The organism is Streptomyces sp. KL116D, assembly GCF_030766975.1.
Lineage (GTDB): Bacteria > Actinomycetota > Actinomycetes > Streptomycetales > Streptomycetaceae > Streptomyces > Streptomyces longispororuber_A.
Genome location: NZ_JASERH010000157.1, coordinates 42,296 through 57,577, shown reverse-complemented (window position 1 = coordinate 57,577; position 15,282 = coordinate 42,296). Strand labels below are relative to the sequence as shown.

General features: G+C 73.8%; 19 protein-coding genes and 6 pseudogenes. 24 read left to right on the top strand and 1 reads right to left on the bottom strand.

What is annotated here, in order from left to right; translation table 11 throughout:
* Window positions 1-245: 245 nt before the first annotated feature.
* The 5 genes from RBJ77_RS62165 (at window position 246) to RBJ77_RS62145 (ending at window position 3,517) form a co-directional block, all read left to right on the top strand.
* A complete protein-coding gene (locus tag RBJ77_RS62165) occupies window positions 246-464 on the top strand; it encodes a hypothetical protein (protein WP_372352919.1) in 219 nt (72 codons plus the stop codon).
* A gap of 678 nt (window positions 465-1,142) precedes the next feature.
* Window positions 1,143-1,973: a condensation domain-containing protein gene (locus RBJ77_RS62160; RefSeq protein WP_372352918.1), complete on the top strand. Its 831-nt coding sequence runs from the start codon at window positions 1,143-1,145 to the stop codon at window positions 1,971-1,973.
* 379 nt (window positions 1,974-2,352) lie between these two features.
* On the top strand, window positions 2,353-2,760 hold the full coding sequence (locus tag RBJ77_RS62155) for a hypothetical protein (protein ID WP_372352917.1): 408 nt from the start codon (window positions 2,353-2,355) through the stop codon (window positions 2,758-2,760).
* The gene (locus RBJ77_RS62150) at window positions 2,727-2,894 is read left to right on the top strand and encodes an AMP-binding protein (RefSeq protein WP_372352916.1); all 168 of its coding nucleotides are present in this window, start codon (window positions 2,727-2,729) and stop codon (window positions 2,892-2,894) included. Before RBJ77_RS62155 ends, RBJ77_RS62150 begins: the two co-directional genes overlap by 34 nt.
* Before the next feature lie 437 nt (window positions 2,895-3,331).
* Window positions 3,332-3,517 carry a hypothetical protein gene (locus tag RBJ77_RS62145; RefSeq protein WP_372352915.1) on the top strand — a complete coding sequence of 62 codons (186 nt, stop codon included), beginning with the start codon at window positions 3,332-3,334 and terminating at the stop codon, window positions 3,515-3,517.
* 249 nt (window positions 3,518-3,766) lie between these two features.
* Here RBJ77_RS62145 and RBJ77_RS62140 read toward each other — a convergent pair whose 3' ends face one another.
* Window positions 3,767-4,192 (bottom strand): hypothetical protein, encoded by a 426-nt coding sequence (locus RBJ77_RS62140; RefSeq protein WP_372352914.1) that lies wholly within the window; start codon window positions 4,190-4,192, stop codon window positions 3,767-3,769.
* A gap of 551 nt (window positions 4,193-4,743) precedes the next feature.
* Here RBJ77_RS62140 and RBJ77_RS62135 point away from each other — a divergent pair.
* The 19 genes and pseudogenes from RBJ77_RS62135 to RBJ77_RS62045 form a co-directional block, all read left to right on the top strand.
* The gene (locus RBJ77_RS62135; RefSeq protein ID WP_372352913.1) at window positions 4,744-5,460 is read left to right on the top strand and encodes a condensation domain-containing protein; all 717 of its coding nucleotides are present in this window, start codon (window positions 4,744-4,746) and stop codon (window positions 5,458-5,460) included.
* A gap of 120 nt (window positions 5,461-5,580) precedes the next feature.
* Window positions 5,581-5,991 carry a hypothetical protein gene (locus RBJ77_RS62130; RefSeq protein WP_372352912.1) on the top strand — a complete coding sequence of 137 codons (411 nt, stop codon included), beginning with the start codon at window positions 5,581-5,583 and terminating at the stop codon, window positions 5,989-5,991.
* Between the two features lie 45 nt (window positions 5,992-6,036).
* Window positions 6,037-7,083, top strand: a complete 1,047-nt coding sequence (locus RBJ77_RS62125) for a condensation domain-containing protein (protein WP_372352929.1) — start codon at window positions 6,037-6,039, stop codon at window positions 7,081-7,083.
* Window positions 7,084-7,167: 84 nt separating this feature from the next.
* On the top strand, window positions 7,168-8,148 hold the full coding sequence (locus RBJ77_RS62120; RefSeq protein WP_372352911.1) for an AMP-binding protein: 981 nt from the start codon (window positions 7,168-7,170) through the stop codon (window positions 8,146-8,148).
* A pseudogene (locus RBJ77_RS62115) lies at window positions 8,070-8,315 on the top strand (hypothetical protein); the annotation flags it as partial. The gene RBJ77_RS62120 and the pseudogene RBJ77_RS62115, both read left to right, overlap by 79 nt.
* A gap of 181 nt (window positions 8,316-8,496) precedes the next feature.
* The gene (locus RBJ77_RS62110) at window positions 8,497-8,751 is read left to right on the top strand and encodes a phosphopantetheine-binding protein (RefSeq protein WP_372352928.1); all 255 of its coding nucleotides are present in this window, start codon (window positions 8,497-8,499) and stop codon (window positions 8,749-8,751) included.
* Between the two features lie 10 nt (window positions 8,752-8,761).
* Window positions 8,762-8,878: pseudogene (locus RBJ77_RS62105) on the top strand (hypothetical protein); the annotation flags it as partial.
* A 95-nt stretch (window positions 8,879-8,973) separates the two neighbouring features.
* A pseudogene (locus RBJ77_RS62100) lies at window positions 8,974-9,186 on the top strand (condensation domain-containing protein); the annotation flags it as partial.
* 73 nt (window positions 9,187-9,259) lie between these two features.
* A complete protein-coding gene (locus tag RBJ77_RS62095; protein WP_372352927.1) occupies window positions 9,260-10,291 on the top strand; it encodes a condensation domain-containing protein in 1,032 nt (343 codons plus the stop codon).
* Window positions 10,201-10,587 (top strand): hypothetical protein, encoded by a 387-nt coding sequence (locus tag RBJ77_RS62090; protein ID WP_372352910.1) that lies wholly within the window; start codon window positions 10,201-10,203, stop codon window positions 10,585-10,587. The genes RBJ77_RS62095 and RBJ77_RS62090 overlap by 91 nt, the downstream gene beginning before the upstream one ends.
* Window positions 10,572-10,793, top strand: a pseudogene (locus tag RBJ77_RS62085) (AMP-binding protein); the annotation flags it as partial. The gene RBJ77_RS62090 and the pseudogene RBJ77_RS62085, both read left to right, overlap by 16 nt.
* Complete coding sequence (locus RBJ77_RS62080; protein ID WP_372352934.1) at window positions 10,720-10,914, top strand: hypothetical protein; 195 nt, start codon at window positions 10,720-10,722, stop codon at window positions 10,912-10,914. The pseudogene RBJ77_RS62085 and the gene RBJ77_RS62080, both read left to right, overlap by 74 nt.
* Window positions 10,915-10,966: 52 nt before the next feature.
* Window positions 10,967-11,698: an AMP-binding protein gene (locus RBJ77_RS62075; RefSeq protein WP_372352909.1), complete on the top strand. Its 732-nt coding sequence runs from the start codon at window positions 10,967-10,969 to the stop codon at window positions 11,696-11,698.
* 270 nt (window positions 11,699-11,968) lie between these two features.
* A complete protein-coding gene (locus RBJ77_RS62070) occupies window positions 11,969-13,345 on the top strand; it encodes a hypothetical protein (RefSeq protein ID WP_372352908.1) in 1,377 nt (458 codons plus the stop codon).
* A 96-nt stretch (window positions 13,346-13,441) separates the two neighbouring features.
* Window positions 13,442-13,654, top strand: a complete 213-nt coding sequence (locus RBJ77_RS62065; RefSeq protein ID WP_372352907.1) for a hypothetical protein — start codon at window positions 13,442-13,444, stop codon at window positions 13,652-13,654.
* Window positions 13,570-13,800, top strand: a pseudogene (locus tag RBJ77_RS62060) (hypothetical protein); the annotation flags it as partial. The gene RBJ77_RS62065 and the pseudogene RBJ77_RS62060, both read left to right, overlap by 85 nt.
* A gap of 70 nt (window positions 13,801-13,870) precedes the next feature.
* Window positions 13,871-14,560, top strand: a complete 690-nt coding sequence (locus RBJ77_RS62055) for a condensation domain-containing protein (RefSeq protein ID WP_372352906.1) — start codon at window positions 13,871-13,873, stop codon at window positions 14,558-14,560.
* A 5-nt stretch (window positions 14,561-14,565) separates the two neighbouring features.
* Window positions 14,566-14,883 carry a hypothetical protein gene (locus RBJ77_RS62050; RefSeq protein ID WP_372352933.1) on the top strand — a complete coding sequence of 106 codons (318 nt, stop codon included), beginning with the start codon at window positions 14,566-14,568 and terminating at the stop codon, window positions 14,881-14,883.
* Window positions 14,874-14,981 (top strand): annotated as a pseudogene (locus RBJ77_RS62045) (hypothetical protein); the annotation flags it as partial. The gene RBJ77_RS62050 and the pseudogene RBJ77_RS62045, both read left to right, overlap by 10 nt.
* Between the last annotated feature and the right edge of the window lie 301 nt (window positions 14,982-15,282).

Below are 15,282 nucleotides of genomic sequence, written 5' to 3'. Positions count from 1 at the left end.
GGTCAAATGGCGTCCGCACACGACACACCCGGTGGCGCCGAGGCGACCGGACCGCGCGCACCTCGTCGTCGGCGCCGACGGCATGCGGTCCCTGGTGGCCCGCCGCGCCGACGCCAGCGAGCACGCCCGGCTGACCTGCACCTACCCACAGCTACTGGGCCCGGTGTACCGGCGCACTCCCGAGCTGTACGAGCGACCGGGGCGCTGGATCGGCGTCCTGCCCACCAACGACGACCACGCTGCTCATGGGCGTACTTCCCGCAGGGAGGACTTCGGGCAGGTCCGCGGACGTGGAGCCCGCCTACCTCGACGCCTTCCGCACGACGGCGCCCGAACTGTGCGAGCGGATGCAGGCCGGCGAACGCGTGGAGCAGCTGTACGGCACCGGCCACCAGGAGAACTACTTCCGCAAGGCCTACGGGCCCGGCTGGGCGCCCGTCGGCGACGCCGTGAACCACAAGTGACCTGTCACCGCCCGCGTGGCATCACCGAGGCCTTCGTTCAAGGCGGTCGGCTCTGACCGACCACATCGGGGGACCGGCTGCACGACGACACCGCGTCTCAGGACGGCGCTGCGGCGCTGCTGAGGAACGACCTCGGGGCGGCCCTCAGCCACCGCTCAGGGCGCGCTCAGCGTGGCCCGAGCTCAGCCCGAGACGGGCCAGAGATGCTTCCAGAAGCCGGTCGGCCACCAGGAGTTTGATCGACCGGTACCTCTCGACGCTGTCGGGAGGCGTGCTCCATCTGACGACTTCTGCAACGACGAACTGCTGACAGCTCGACCAGGGCTGAAAGCTGGCACCACGCTCGCTCCCTCGCCTCCCGCCGATCCGCTCCTGGTTCTCGCCCTGGTTCCCGCCCTCGCCTGATGCTTCCCGGTTCCGCCGATTTGGAGCCACAATGATCCCGTTGTCGTTCGCGCAGCGTCGGCTGTGGTTCGTGGACCGCTTCGAAGGCCCGTCGCCGACTCCACAGCGGCGCGGCTACGCCCTGCGGCTTGACCGGAGAGCTGAGGCGTGCAGCGCCCACCGCTGGGCGCTCTCTCCGCGACGTCGTCGACCGGCACGGGTCCCTCCGCACGGTGATACCTGTCCGAGGGCGGCGACGGCGATCACCAGCAGGTCCTGCCCGCGGCCGAAGACGTGCGCGACCTGCCGGTCGCGTCGAGGTTCACGCGGGACGGGCAGGCGGCGGCGGTCGACGCCGTGGCCAAGGAGACCTTTCTGGCCTCGCCGCCGACGTTGCCGGATCCGGCGCCCGGCTGCTGCGCACCGGACCGCGCGCGAGCACACTCACGTCCTGGCGGTGCACCACATCGCCTGGACGGGGAGTCCCTCGGCCCGCTGCTGCGCGACCTCAGCACCGCGTACTTCGGCCTGCACGAGGGCCGCGCCCGCATGGTGAGCCGCTGCCCCGTCCAGTACGCGGACTACACGCTGTGGCAGCAGGACGTCCTCGGCGACGAGTCCGACCCCGACAGCCTGGCCGCCCGCCAACTGGCGTATGGCGCGACGCGTTGGTCGATCTGGCGCAGCCGCTGGCGCTGCCCGCCGACCGCCCCCGGCCGCCGGGACGATGAGCCCCCGACGGCGACCCCGTCCAGTTCTCCCGTCGACGCCGGCCTGCTCGCGGCCGTGGAGCGGCTGGCCGCGCAGCAGGACACCACCGTGTCGATGGTCACGCACTCCGCGCTCGCGGTACTCCTGCACCACCTCGGATGCGGCGACGACGTGCTCCATCGGCGCGCCCATCGCGGGCCGCACCGACGAGGAACTGCGCGACCTGTCGGCTCTTTCGTCAACACCTGGGTGCTGCGCGTCGACCTCTCCGGGAACCCCACGTTCCGCGCAGCTGCTCGCGGGTGCGGGACCGGTCCATCGGCGCGTACGACAACCAGGACATGCCGCTCGAGCGGCTCGTGGAGCTGCTCAACCTGGACCGGTCCACCGCCTACCACCCGTTCTTCCAGGTGATGCCTCGCCTGGCAGGAGCCGCTGGGGGAGCTGGAGTTCGCCGGCCTCGACGTCGAGGCAGGTCGAGATGCTGGAGACCGGCACGGCCGTTTCGACCTGTTCTTCAACATGATCCCGGACGGCTCGGGCGGCGCGGGAGTCCGCCCGGGAGTACGCCACCGCCCTGTTCGACCGGTCCACCGTCGAGGTCCCGCCGACCGGTTCGTGCGCGTCCTGAGCCGGCCTCGTCGCCGACCCGCGCGCGGCGTCGCGGCACTCGACGTCCTCGACCTCGGCCGAACGCGACCGCTTGCTCACGCGGTTCGACGACAGCGCGGACCAGGACTGCGAACTGACCTGTCCCCGAACTCTTCGAGAACCAGGTGGCCAGGACGCCCCGGTGCCCCCTGCCCCCGTCTGCGACGGCCGGACCCTGACCTACCAGGAGCTCGACGACCGGGCGAACGACGTCGCCTGGCAGCTCGTCCGGCACGGCGCGGGACCGGACGACCTGCCGCTTTCGCCCTGCCGCGCACCGAGGACCTGGTCGTCGGCCTCCTGGGCATCCTCAAGTCCGGCGCCGGCTACCTGCCGCTTCGACCTGCAGTACCTCGGCGGCCGGGCCGAGCGCGTGCTGTCCGAGGCCCGCCCGCGCTTCGCCGTCACCGACACCGCGACGTCCCGGGACCTGCCGCCGCACGACATGACGACCATCGACCCGACCGGCGCGCCCAGTGGGACGTGCCCTGAGGGTGCTGCACAACGGCGCCAGACGTGCCCCTCGACCCGGACAACCCCGCGTACGTGATGTACACCTCCGGCTCCACGGGCCAGCCGAAGGGCGCGGCCATCACCCACCGCAACGTCGTCAACGGCGTACGAACTGGTGCGCGTCCTCGACGCGCCGCCCGGCTGGCGGATGCTGGCCGGCACCCTCCGTGAACTTCGACGTCTCCGTCTTCGAACTGCTCACCACCCTGCGTCCACCGGCGGCGCCGAACCAGAACTGCGCCGCACGCTGGCGCTCGCCGAGCGCGACGCCTGGGACGGCCACGTCATCAGCGCGGTGCCCCTCGGTGCTTCGGCGAACTGGTGGACCACCTGGCCGAGGCGACCGGAGGTGCGCACGGTCGTCCTGGCCGGCGACGTACTTCCCGCCCGGCTGGAACCGGCAGGTGCGCGAGGCCCTGCCGCACGCGCACAGATCGTCAACCCTACGGGCAGAGCGCGAGAGCCTCTACGCACGCATGGCTCCCCTCGCCGCCGCCGACCTGTGGGACGGCGGCGACGTCAGCCCCCATCGGCAACACCGCTGGGCGTCATGCGCGCCTCACGTCCTTCGGCCTCGGGCCTCGCGCAGACCCGCAGGGGCGTGATCGGTGAGCTGTACGTGGCCGGGACCTGCCTCGGCCGCGGGCTACCACGACCGCCCGGGCCTGACCGCCGAGCGCTACGTGCCGAACCCGTTCGGTCCCGCGGGCGAGCGGATGTACCGCACCGGCGACCTGGCCCGCTGGACCGCGCAGGGGCAGCTGAGTGCGTCGGCCGCGGCGACGGCCAGGTGAAGGTGCGCGGCTTCCGCATCGAGACGGCCGAGGTCGAGGCGGCGATCACCCAGCACCCCGGCATGGCGAGGCCGTCGTGCTCAGCCGCGAGGTGCCCTTCGGGCGGCCGGCAGCTCGTCGCGTACGTGGTGCACTACCGGCGAATGGGGCCGTCGGCGACGACGGTGCCGGCGGCATCGGCGACGTCGACGTCCTGGCCGGCGCCTCGTCCGCCGAACTGCGCACGTCCGTCGCCGCACGGCTGCCCGACTACATGGTGCCGTCCGCCTCGTGGCCCTCGGCCGGCTGCCGCTCGGACCGACCGGCAAACTGGACCGCTCGGCGCTGCCCGAACCGGAGTTCCGCGGCGAGGCCTACCGCGAACCGCGCACCGAGGCCGAGTCCATCATCACCGCGGCCTACGCGGACGTGCTCGGCGTCGACCGGGTCGGCATCGACGACGACTTCTTTCGCGGTCGGCGGCGACAGCCTGCGGCCCATCCAGGTGGTGGCGCGGGCCAGGTCCCGCGGCCTGCACCCGTCCACCCGCGAGATCTTCGAGTGCCGCACCGCGGCCCGCCCCGCCGAGGCCGCCGCCGCCCGCCAGGACCTGGTGCCCCGGCTCGCCGAGGACGAGCACGGCGGCGTCGGCCCGCTGCCGCTCCAGCCGGTGGCCCGGCACGTCGTTTCGAACACGGCGGCGGCACCGACCGGTTCGCCATGTCGATGGTGCCTCGAACTGCCCGCGGACATCGACGCGGACGGCCTCGCCGCGACCCTGGACGCCGTCCTCGACCGCCACGACCTGCCTCCGCGCCCGGCTGCCGCCCGGCGCCGAACCCTCCTCGACGTCCGCCCCCCGGGCACCGTCCGGGCGGCCGACCTGATCCACCGCGTCGACTGCGACGGCCGCTGGGACGATCCCGCCACGCTGGCGGCGGCGAAAGCGGAGCTGGACGCCCGGTCGGCCGGCTCGACCCGGCCGCCGGCACCATGGCGGACTTCGCCTGGTTCGCCGCCCCGTCCGGGCCGGGACGACTGCTCGTCGTCCTGCACCACCTGGTGGTGGACGGCGTCTCCTGGCGCATCCTCATGCCCGACCTGCCGAGGCCTGGCAGCAGGTCAGGTCCGGCCGGACGCCCGAGCTGCCCGCGGTCGGCACCTCCGCCAGACGATGGGCGGCCGCGCTCGCCGACGAGGCGCTCTCCCCGGAACGCGAGGCCGAACTCGCCTACTGGCGCGACCTGTTGGAGGAGCCCGCACCGCCCATCGGCAGCCGGACCTTCGACCCCGCGGTGGACGTGATGGGCACCGTCGACACCGTGCGGGTGCAACTGCCCGCCGACGTCACCGAAGCCGTGCTCACCACACTGCCCGCCGCCTTCAGGGGGCACCGGCACCGACGTGCTGCTCGCCGCGCTCGCCCCTCGCGATCGACCGGTGGCGCGGCGCGGACCGCTCCACCCTGGTCCGCCTCGAAGGACACGGCCGCGAGGGAGGACGCCGTCCCCGGCGCCGACCTCTCCCGGACCATCGGCTGGTTCACCAGCATGTACCCGGCCCGGATCGACGTGCGCGAGGTCGACCTGGCCGACGTCCTCGCGGGCGGCCCCGCCGTCGGCCGGGCCGTCAAACTGGTCAAGGAGCAGTTGCGCGGCGTACCCGACAAGGGCCTGGGCTACGGACTGCTGCGCCACCTCAACCCGGAGACAGGACCGCAGCTCGCCGAACTCCCCGTCCCGCAGATCGGGTTCAACTACCTCGGCCGGATCTCCGAGGCCGACGTGCTTGAGCACCTGCGGGCCGGCGGCTGGGGACCGGCGTCCTGGTCCGCCGAGCTCGTCCCGGCGCCCGACCCCGACCTGCCCGCCCTGTCCGCGCTCGAGGTCAACTCCGTCGCCACCGACACTCCCCGGACGGCGCCCGGCTCCAGGTCGCCTTCATGTTCCCCACCGGCGTCCTGACCCGCGAGCGGACCACCGAACTCGCCGACCTGTGGGTCGAGGTGCTGCACGGCATGGCCGCCTACGCGGCACGCCCCGGCATCGGCGGACTCACCCCGCCGGACGCCCCTGCTCGTCACCGTGCGGCAGACCGAGATCGACGCCTGGGAGGACGGCTACGGCCGGCTGGTCGAGGTGTGGCCGCAGGCCCCCGGCCAGTCCGGCATCCAGTTCCAGGCCGCCCTCGCCGACGGGTCCTTCGACGTCTACCACATGCAGTTCGTGCTGCACCTGACCGGACCCGTCGACCCCTGCCTCGCATGCGCGCGGCCCGGCCAGGCCCCTCCTCGACCGCTACCCGAACCTGCGCTCCGCCTTCCTCGCCACGGCCGACGGCGACCTCGGTGCAGGTCGCTCGCCGAACACGTCACTCCTGCCCTGGCGCCACCTCGACCTGACCGGGCAGGACGCGGCCGGGCAGGACGCGGCGCTCGACCGGGCGCTCGCCGACGACCGGGCCGACCGGGATCGACCCCGCCCGGCCCCCGCTGATCCGCCTCGCCCTGCTCACCTGCGGGCCGCGGCAGGCCAAACTGGATCCTGACGGCCCACCACACCCCTGTTCGACGGCTGGTCCTCACCCCTGGTGATCAAGGACCTGATCCGGCTGTACGCCGAGTCCGGCGACCTCGCCCCGGTCCGCGGCTACGGCGACTACCCTGGCCTGGCTGTCCGCACAGGACCGGACCGCGTCGGCCGCCCGGTGGACCGAGGAGCTCGCCGGCTTCGACCAGCCCACCCTCGTGGCCGCCGACACCACCAGCAAGGGAGACAAGGCCGAGGTGTCCGCCCTCGGCCGGGTCGAGGTGCCGCTGTCCATCGACAAGGGCCGCGAATCTCGCCCGCCGCGCCGCGGAACTCGGGGTCACCCTCAACACGCTCCTCCAGGGGCGCGTGGCGATCGTCGTCTCGAAGCTGACCGGCCAGCAGGACGTCGTGTTCGGCGCCGCCGTCAACGGCCGCCCGGCGGACCTGCCCGGCTCCGACGAGATGGTCGGCCTGTTCGTCAACACCCTGCCGATCAGGGTGTTCTGCCGCCCCGACCAGAGCCTGGGCGACGTCATCGCCGGCCTCCAGGACCGGCAGATCGCCCTCCTCGACCACCACTACTACGGCCTCGCCGACATCCAGCGCGGCGCCGGACTGCCCGCCCTGTTCGACACCATCGTCGTCTTCGAGAACTACCCGATCGACCGCGAGGGCATCGTCGAGGCCAACGCCTCCGCCGGCTTCACCATCGACGCCATCCGCCCCTTCGCCGGCTCGCACTACCCGCTCACCCTCAACTCCTCCGACCCCTACCTGCGGCTCTCCCTCGACTACCAGCGGGACCTCTACGACCAGGGCGCGGCCGAGGAGATCGCCGACCGCCTGGTGCGCGTCCTCGACCAGCTGCTCGACGACCCGGCGACACCCGTCGGCGCCGTCGAGGTGCTCTCGGACGACGAACGGGACCGGCTGGTGCGGCGCGCCAACGACATCGGCGCACCCGGTGGCCGACACCACCCTGCCCGACGCGTTCGAGGGACCAGGTGGCCCGCGACCCCGACCGCGTCGCCCTCATCGGCGACCAGGAGCAGCTGACGTACGGGGAGTTCGACCGGCGCGCCAACCGGCTCGCGCACTGGCTCGTCGAGCAGGGGCGCGAGCCCCGAACGGCTCGTCGCCGTGCGCATCCCCCGCTCCGTCGACCTCATGGTGGCGATCTACGCGGTGGTCAAGGCCGGCGCGGCCTACCTGCCGATCGACACCGAGCTGCCCGACGACCGGGTCCGGCACGTGCTGGACAGCGCCCGCCCGCTCCTCGTCCTCGACGCGGACCTGCCGGACGTGACCGCGTACCCGACGACGGCCCCCCGGCGCGACCTGACCCCGGACCACGCCGCGTACGTCATCTACACCTCCGGCTCCACCGGCGGCCCCAAGGGCGTCCAGGTGACGCACCGGGCCATCACGAACCGGCTCCGCTGGGGCCTCGCGCACTTCGGCGTCGGGGCCGACGACCGGGTGCTGCTGAGCACGTCGGCCAGCTTCGACGTGTCCGTACCGGAGCTGTTCGCGCCGCTCCAGGCCGGCGCGGCCGTCGTCATCGCCCGCCCCGACGGGCGTCGCGACCCGGCCTACCTCGCCGAGCTGATCCGGCGCGAGCGGGTGACCGGCGCGGACTTCGTACCGTCGCTGCTGGAGGCCTTCGTCGCCGAACCCGCGGCCAAGGCGTGCGACAGCCTGCGCTGGATCGAGGTCGCGGGCGAGGCGTTCCCGCCCGCCCTCGCCGACCGGGCCGCCGACGTCCTGCCCGGCTGCGGCGTGCACAACCTCTACGGACCCACCGAGGCATCGGTCGAGGTCACCGCCTGGCAGCACGAGCCCGGCGCGGACCGCGTGCCCATCGGCACCCCCGTGTGGAACACCCAGGTGTACGTCCTGGACGCGGCGCTGCGCCCGGTCCCGCCCGGCGTCGCCGGCGAGCTGTACTCGCCGGCACCGGACTCGCCCGCGGCTACCTCGGACAGACCGCGCTCACCGCGCACCGGTTCGTCGCCTGCCCCTTCGGCGACCCCGGCACCCGGATGTACCGCACCGGCGACGTCGTGCGGTGGAACCGGGACGGCCAGGTCGAATACCTCGGCCGCGCCGACTTCCAGGTGAAGATCCGCGGCTTCCGCATCGAACTCGGCGAGATCGAGCAGGTGCTGGCCGGGCATCCGGACGTCGGCTACGCGGTCGCCGTGGTCCGCGAGGACCACGCCGACGACCAGCGGCTGGTCGCGTACGTCGTACCGGCCGACGGCACCACGGACCCGGCCGGGCTCGACCCGTCGGCCCTGACGGACCTGGCCCGCGCCCACCTGCCCGAGTACATGGTCCCTCGGCGATCGTGCCGCTCGCCGAACTGCCCACCACCCCCAGCGGGAAGCTCGACCGGCGCGCCCTGCCCGCACCGGACCACACCGCCACCGCGACCGGACGCGGGCCGCGCAACCCCACCGAGAAACCCTGTGCCGGCTGTTCGCCGACCTGCTCGGGGTGGCGGAGGTGGGCATCGACGTCGACTTCTTCGACCACGGCGGACACTCGCTGCTGGCCACCCGGCTGATCGGCCGCATCCGCAGGGAACTCGCCGTCGACGTCAAGGTCACGACCGTGTTCCGCCATCCGACCGTCGCCCAACTGGCAGACCATATAGCGGAGTTGGCCACCACGTCGAACCGACCCCGGCTGCGCCCGATGCTGCGCCCGACGAACGTGTAGGAGTGCGTCGATGATCCCGTTGTCCTTCGCCCAGCGCCGGCTCTGGTTCCTCCACTGCCTGGAAGGCCCGTCCGCGACCTACAACATCCCGTTCGTGCTGCGCCTGGACGGGCCGCTGGACACGGCGGCCCTCACCGCGGCGGTGACCGACGTCGTCACCCGCCACGAGAGCCTGCGCACCCTCTCGTCGTCGAGAACGCGGACGGCACCCCGGAGCAGCGGATCCTGCCGCCCGACGAGGCGGCCCTCCAGTTCCGGGAGTCGTCGACGTCGCGCCGGACGCGGTCGACGCGGCGACGCAGGAGGCCGCGTGCCGGGGGCTTCGACCTGGACACGGAACTGCCCCTGCGGACCACGGTGCTGCGCCTGGCACCGCAGGAGCACGTGCTGGTGTTCGTCTTCCACCACATCGCCGCCGACGGGGCGTCGATGGCGCCGTTCCTGCGGGACCTGCTGTCCGCGTACGAGGCCCGCCACCGGGGAGCGCCCCCGGTGGGCCCCGCTCGCCGTGCAGTACAAGGACTACACGCTGTGGCAGCGCGAACTGCTGGGCGACGAGGACGACCCGCAGAGCGTCGCCGCGGGCCAACTCGACTACTGGCGCCAGGAACTGGCCGGCTCCCCGCAGCCCGTCCAGCTGCCCCCTCGACCGGCCGCGGCCGAGCGCCGCCGACCACCGCGGCGGCCACGTCGACTTCTGCCCTCGACCCGGACCTGCTCACCGGCATCGGGAAACTGGCCGCCGAACGCGGGAGCCACCGCGCCGATGGTCGCCCAGGCCGCACTCGCGGTGCTCCTGCACCACCTCGGCGCCGGCCACGACCTGACGATCGGCAGCCCCATCGAGGGCCGCGCCGACGAACAGCTCGACGACCTCATCGGATTCTTCGCCAACACCTGGGTGCTGCGCGTCGACCTGACCGGCAACCCCACGTTCGGCGACCTCCTGGAACAGGTGCGGAGCGGGGCCCTCGCCGCGTACGACAACCAGGACGTGCCCTTCGAGCGCCCTCGTGGAACTGCTCAGCCTGACCGCACCACCGCCTACCAGCCGCTGTTCCAGACGATGCTGGCCTGGCAGTTCGAGTGGTCGCAGATCGAGATACCCGGCCTGCGGGTCACCCTCGTCCCGGCGGGGCACCGGCACCGCGAAGTTCGACCTGTTCCTCAACATCGTCCCGGCCCCGGACGGCGGCGCCTACGGACGGCTTCGAGTACGCGACGGAACTGTTCGACCCCACCCACCGCCGAGAGCCTCGTCGACCGCTACGTGCGCGTCCTGCGGCAGGTGGTCGCCGACTCCGGGACCCGGCTCGGCGGCATCGACGTGCTCACCGGCACCGAACACGACCGGCTCGACCGGCTGTCCGGGACGACCGCGCCGGTGCCCGCCGCGACCGTGCCGGAACTGGTCGCCGCCCAGGTGGCACGGACCCCGACGCGACCGCCGTGGTGTCCGGCGACACCGCCCTGTCCTACGCGGACCTCGACGCCCGCGCGGGGTCGGCTGGCCGCGGTGCTGCGTGCGACCGCGGCGTAGGCCCCGACGTCCTCGTCGCCGTGGCCCTGCCCAGGACCGCCGACCTGGTGGTCGCGCTGCTCGCCGTCCTCGACGGCGGGCGGCGCCTACCTGCCGATCGACCCCGGCTACCCGGCCGCGCGTCGGCCTGCTGCTCGCCACCGCCGAACCCGCGCTGGTCCTCACCGACTACCGCACGGCATCGGCGTCGCCGGCTGCCCCACCCCCGTGCTCCACCTCGACGACTCGCGCCTCGACGGCCCCGCCCCCACCGCCCCCGACACCCTCGACCACCCCCGACCATCTCGCCTACGTGATGTTCACCTCCGGCTCGACCGGAACCCCCCAGGGCGTCGCCGTCACCCACGCCGACGTCGTCAACGGCGTCCAGGACCTGCGCCGGGTCGTGCACGTGGGGGAGGGGTCCGGATGCTCGCTTCGCGACCTCCGTGAACTTCGACGTCTCCGTGTTCGAGATCTTCACCGCGCTCACCACGGGCGCGAGCGTCCACGTCGTCCGTGACGTGCTCGAACTCGCCGAACGCGGCGGCTGGTCGGGCACCACCCCTGAGCGCCGTGCCCGCCGTGCCTCCGCACTCGACCAGCTCGGCACCGACGCCCCGGCAGCCCCCGCCTCGACGTGAGACACCGTCGTCCTCGCCGGCGAGGCCCCCTTCCACCGAACTGGTCCGCAAGGTGCGCCGCGCCCTGCCCGGCGTCCGCGCCGTCAACGCCTACGGACAGACCGAGAGCTTCTACGCCACCACCCACGGTCCCGCAGGAGCAGGCGGCCACGACCGGCGCGAGTCTCCGTCGGCCGGCCTCCTCGCCAACATGCGCGCCTACGTCCTGGGACCCGAACTCACCCCGCGCCGCCCCGGCGTGACTGGCGAGCTGCTGGCCGTCGGCGGGCCGATCGCCCGCGGCTACCACCGCGGCGGTGGGGCGACAGCGCAGCGGTTCGTCGCCCGCCCCTTCGGCCTCGCGGGCGCCCGCATGTACCGCACCGGCGACCTGGCCCGGTGGGACGCCGACGGCCACCCCGTGTACGCGGGACGGGCCGACACCCAGTCGAAGGTGAACGGCATCCGGGTCGAGCCGACCGAGATCGAGACGGTCCTCGCCCGGCACCCGCGATCGGCCGGGCCGTGGTCACCGTCCGCGAGGACCACCGGCACCGCCCGCCTCGTCGGTTACGTGACACCGGCCACCCCCGGCACCCCTCCTCGCCGCAGACCTGCGGCGGTTCGTCGCCGACCGGCTGCCCGGACCGCATGGTGCCCGCCCTCTCGTGGTCCTCGACCGGCTGCCGCTGAACGCGCGAACGGCAAACCGACCGGGCCGCGCTGCCCGAGCCTCCGAGTTCGCCCGCGCCGGGTACCGGGGCGCCGCGCGGCAGACGCCGAGCGCGTGCTCGCCGAGGTGTAGGCCGCGGACGTCCTCGACGCCGAACGGGTGGGCGTCGACGACGACTCCTTTCACCAGCGGCGGGCGACAGCATCCGGTCCATCCCAGGTCGTCGCGCGCGCCAGGACCCGCGGCGTGCTGATCAGCACCCGGGAGGTCTTCGAGCACCGCACCGTCGCCCGGCTCGCGGAACTCGTCGAGGGCCGGGGCGACCAGGAACGCGTGCGGCTGCCCTGAATCTGCCGGGCGGCGCCGTCGGCCGGTCCCCGCTGCCGCCGGGCCGCCGCGCACGTGCTCGCGCTGGGCGGCGGCATCGGCCGGTTCTGCATGTCCGCGCTGCTCACCCTGCCCGACGACATCGACCGCGCCGGACTGCTCGGCACGCTCCGCCGTCCTCGACCGGCACGACGTGCTGCGCTCCCGGCTCTGACCGGGCGGAGCCCGCCCTGTGGATCGACTCCGGCCGGCGGCGTGGACGTGGAAGCGCTGCTGCGCGAGGTCCCGTACGGCGGCGCTGATGTGCAGGCCGAACTCGACGCGGCTGCGGGACCGCCCTCGACCCGGACGCGGGCGTCATGGCGCAGTTCGTCCGCTTCACCACGGACCCGGCCACCGACCCCGCCACCGGCCCCGACCGGTTGCCGATCGTCCTGCACCACCTCGCTCGTCGACGGAGCGTCGTGGCGGATCCTGCTGCCGGACCTGGCGGCCGCCTGGCAGCGGGTCCGCGACGGCCTCGCCCCGCACCGGCCGGCACCGGCACCTCGCTGCGCCGGTGGGCGCACGCCCTCGCCGACGAGGCGGCCACCCCGGAGCGGACGGCGGAACTGCCCGGCTGGCAGGAGATCCTGCGCACGGACGAACCCCCGCTGGGCGCACGGGAGGTGGACCCGGCACGCGACGTCACCGCCACCGTGGACACCGTCCGCGTCCAGGTCCCGGCCGACGTCACCCCGCACCCTGCTCGACACCCTGCCCGCGCTCTTCCACGGCGGCGTCGACGACGGACTCCTCGCCGGACTCGCCTCTGGCACTGGCCCGCCGCCGCGACCGCGAGCACCACCGGCTCCCGCGGCGCTCGTCAGGCTGGAGGGGCACGGCAGGGAGGAGCACCTGGTGCCCGGCGCCGACCCTGTCGGGCACGCTCGGCTGGTTCACCGCCATGTACCCCGTACGCCTCGACCTGCGGGCATCGACGTCGACGACGCCTTCGCCGGCGGCGCGGCCGCCGGCCAGGCGGTCAAGGCCGTCAAGGAACAGCTGCGGTCCGTGCCCGACAACGGCATGGGCTACGGCCTGCTGCGCCACTCAACCCGGGGACCGCAGCCGCCCCTCGCCGGACTGCGGCAGCCGCAGATCGGCTTCAACTACCTGGGCCGCTCCTCCCGCGCCGACCTCCCCGAGGGAACTGCGCGGCCTCAGCTGGACCCCGGACACCACGCACCGCGACCTGATCGCCGCACCCGACGCCGACCTGCCCGTCCTGTCGGCCCTGGAGATCAACGCGGTCGCCACCGGCACCCCCGACGGCGACGAACTCACCGCCTACTTCGGCTTCCCCACCGGCGTGCTCACCCGCGACGAGGTGACCGAACTGGCCGGCCTGTGGGTCGAGGCACTGACCGCCCCTGGCCCGGCACGCCACCACCCCCGGCGCCGGCGGACTGACCCCGAGCGACGCACCGCTGGTCGCGGTGGGCCAGCAGGAGATCGACACCTGAGGCCCGGTTCGGCACGCTGGCCGAACTGTGGCCGACGACGCCCGTGCAGTCCGGGATGCTGTTCCACACCCAGCTCGCCGGATCGTCCTTCGACGCGTACCACATGCAGCTCGTCTTCCAGCTGTCCGGCGACGTCGACCCGGACCGCATGCACCGCGCCGCGCAGGCTCCCTGCTGGACCGGCACGCAGGCCTGCGCGCCGCCTTCCTCGACCGGGCGGACGGCGGCGTCGTCCAGGTGGTGCCCGACACCGTGACCCTGCCCTGGCGGCACCTCGACCTCACCGCGACCGACGGGCCCGAACGCACCGCCACGTTCGAGCGGTTCCTCGCCGAGGACCGGGCCACCCACTTCGACGTGGGCGCCCCGCCCCTGATCCGCCTCGCCCTCGCCGTCCTCGAACCCGGCAGTGCCGAACTCGTCCTGACCGCCCACCACGTCCTGCTCGACGGCTGGTCCCACGCCACTGCTGATGCGGGACCTGCTGCTGCTCTACGCCTCCGACGGCGACCCGGCGGACCTGCCCGCGACCCGCGACTTCGGCACGTTCCTGGCCTGGCGCGCCCGGCAGGACGAGACCGAGTCCGCCCGGGTGTGGGCCGCCGAGCTCGCCGGCGTCGAGGAGCCGACCCTGCCCGCGCCCGGCGCCGACGGCGTGGGCGCCGACGGCGTCGACCAGATCGAGATCCCGCTGCCGGCCGACGAGGCCCGCGAGGCTCACCCGGCGCGCCGCCGAGTGGGGGCATCACCGTCAACACCCTGGTCCAGGGGCGCCTGGGCGCTGCTGCTCGGCGGCCTCACCGGCCGCCAGGACGTGGTGTTCGGCGCCACCGTCTCCGGCCGCCCCCGCCGCCGTGCCCGACGTCGATGCGATGGTCGGCATGTTCATCAACACCCTGCCCGTACGCGTCGAGTACGCCCCCGGCGACACCCTCACCGAGATCTCACCCGGCTCCAGAGCCGCCAGGCCGGCCTCATGGAGCACCACTACTACGGGCTCACCGAGATCCAGCAGACCGTCGGCCTGCCGTCGCTCTTCGACACCCTGGTCGTCTTCGAGTCGTACCCCGTCGACAAGGAGGGCCTGGGCGCCGCCGCCGACGCCGCCGACGGGATCACCTTCACTGGACTGCGCCGTCGACGGCCACCAACTACCCGCTGACCCTGATGGCGGCGGTCGACCCTCACCTCCAGCTCGTCCTCCAGTACGCGCAAGGAGTCTTCGACCGGGACACGGTCCAGGGATTCGCGGCCCGCCTCGTGCGCGTCCTGCGGCAACTGGCGGACCCCGCCGAGCCGACGGCCGCGCGCATTGATCTGCTGGACCCGGCCGAACGCGACCGGCTGCTCACCGAGTTCAACGACACGGCCGCCCCCCACCCCGGACGTCACGGTCCACGGGCTCGTCGAGGCCCCAGACGGCCCGCACCCCGGACGAGGTCGCCGTCGTCGCCGGGGACGCGTCGCTCACCTACCGCGAGGTGAACGCCCGCGCCGACCGGCTGGCCCGCGCGCTGGCCGGGCACGGAGCCGGACCCGAGTCGGTGGTCGCCGTGTCGCTGCCGCGGTCGGCGGACCTCGTGGTCGCCCTGCTCGCCGTCCTGAAGACCGGCGCCGCCACCTGCCGGTCGACCCCAAGTACCCCAGCCACCGGCTGGCGGCGGTCTTCGACGAGGCACGCCCGTGCCTCTCGTCCTGACCGACTCCGCGACCGTCGCGGTACTGCCGCCGCACGACGCCGAGGACGTCCTCCTCGACAGTCTCGACCTGTCCGCCACCGACACCACCGGCCCCGAACTGCCTTGCCACACCGAGCAGTTGGCGTGCGTGATGTACACCTCCGGCTCCACCGGCAAGCCCAAGGGCGTCGCCATCACCCACCGC

Excerpts from the sequence above, each read along its gene's own strand:
- RBJ77_RS62055 (WP_372352906.1), top strand. The coding sequence starts at position 13,871 with ATGCGGGACCTGCTGCTGCTCTACGCCTCCGACGGCGACCCGGCGGAC.
- RBJ77_RS62165 (WP_372352919.1), top strand. The coding sequence starts at position 246 with ATGGGCGTACTTCCCGCAGGGAGGACTTCGGGCAGGTCCGCGGACGTG.
- RBJ77_RS62050 (WP_372352933.1), top strand. The coding sequence starts at position 14,566 with ATGGCGGCGGTCGACCCTCACCTCCAGCTCGTCCTCCAGTACGCGCAA.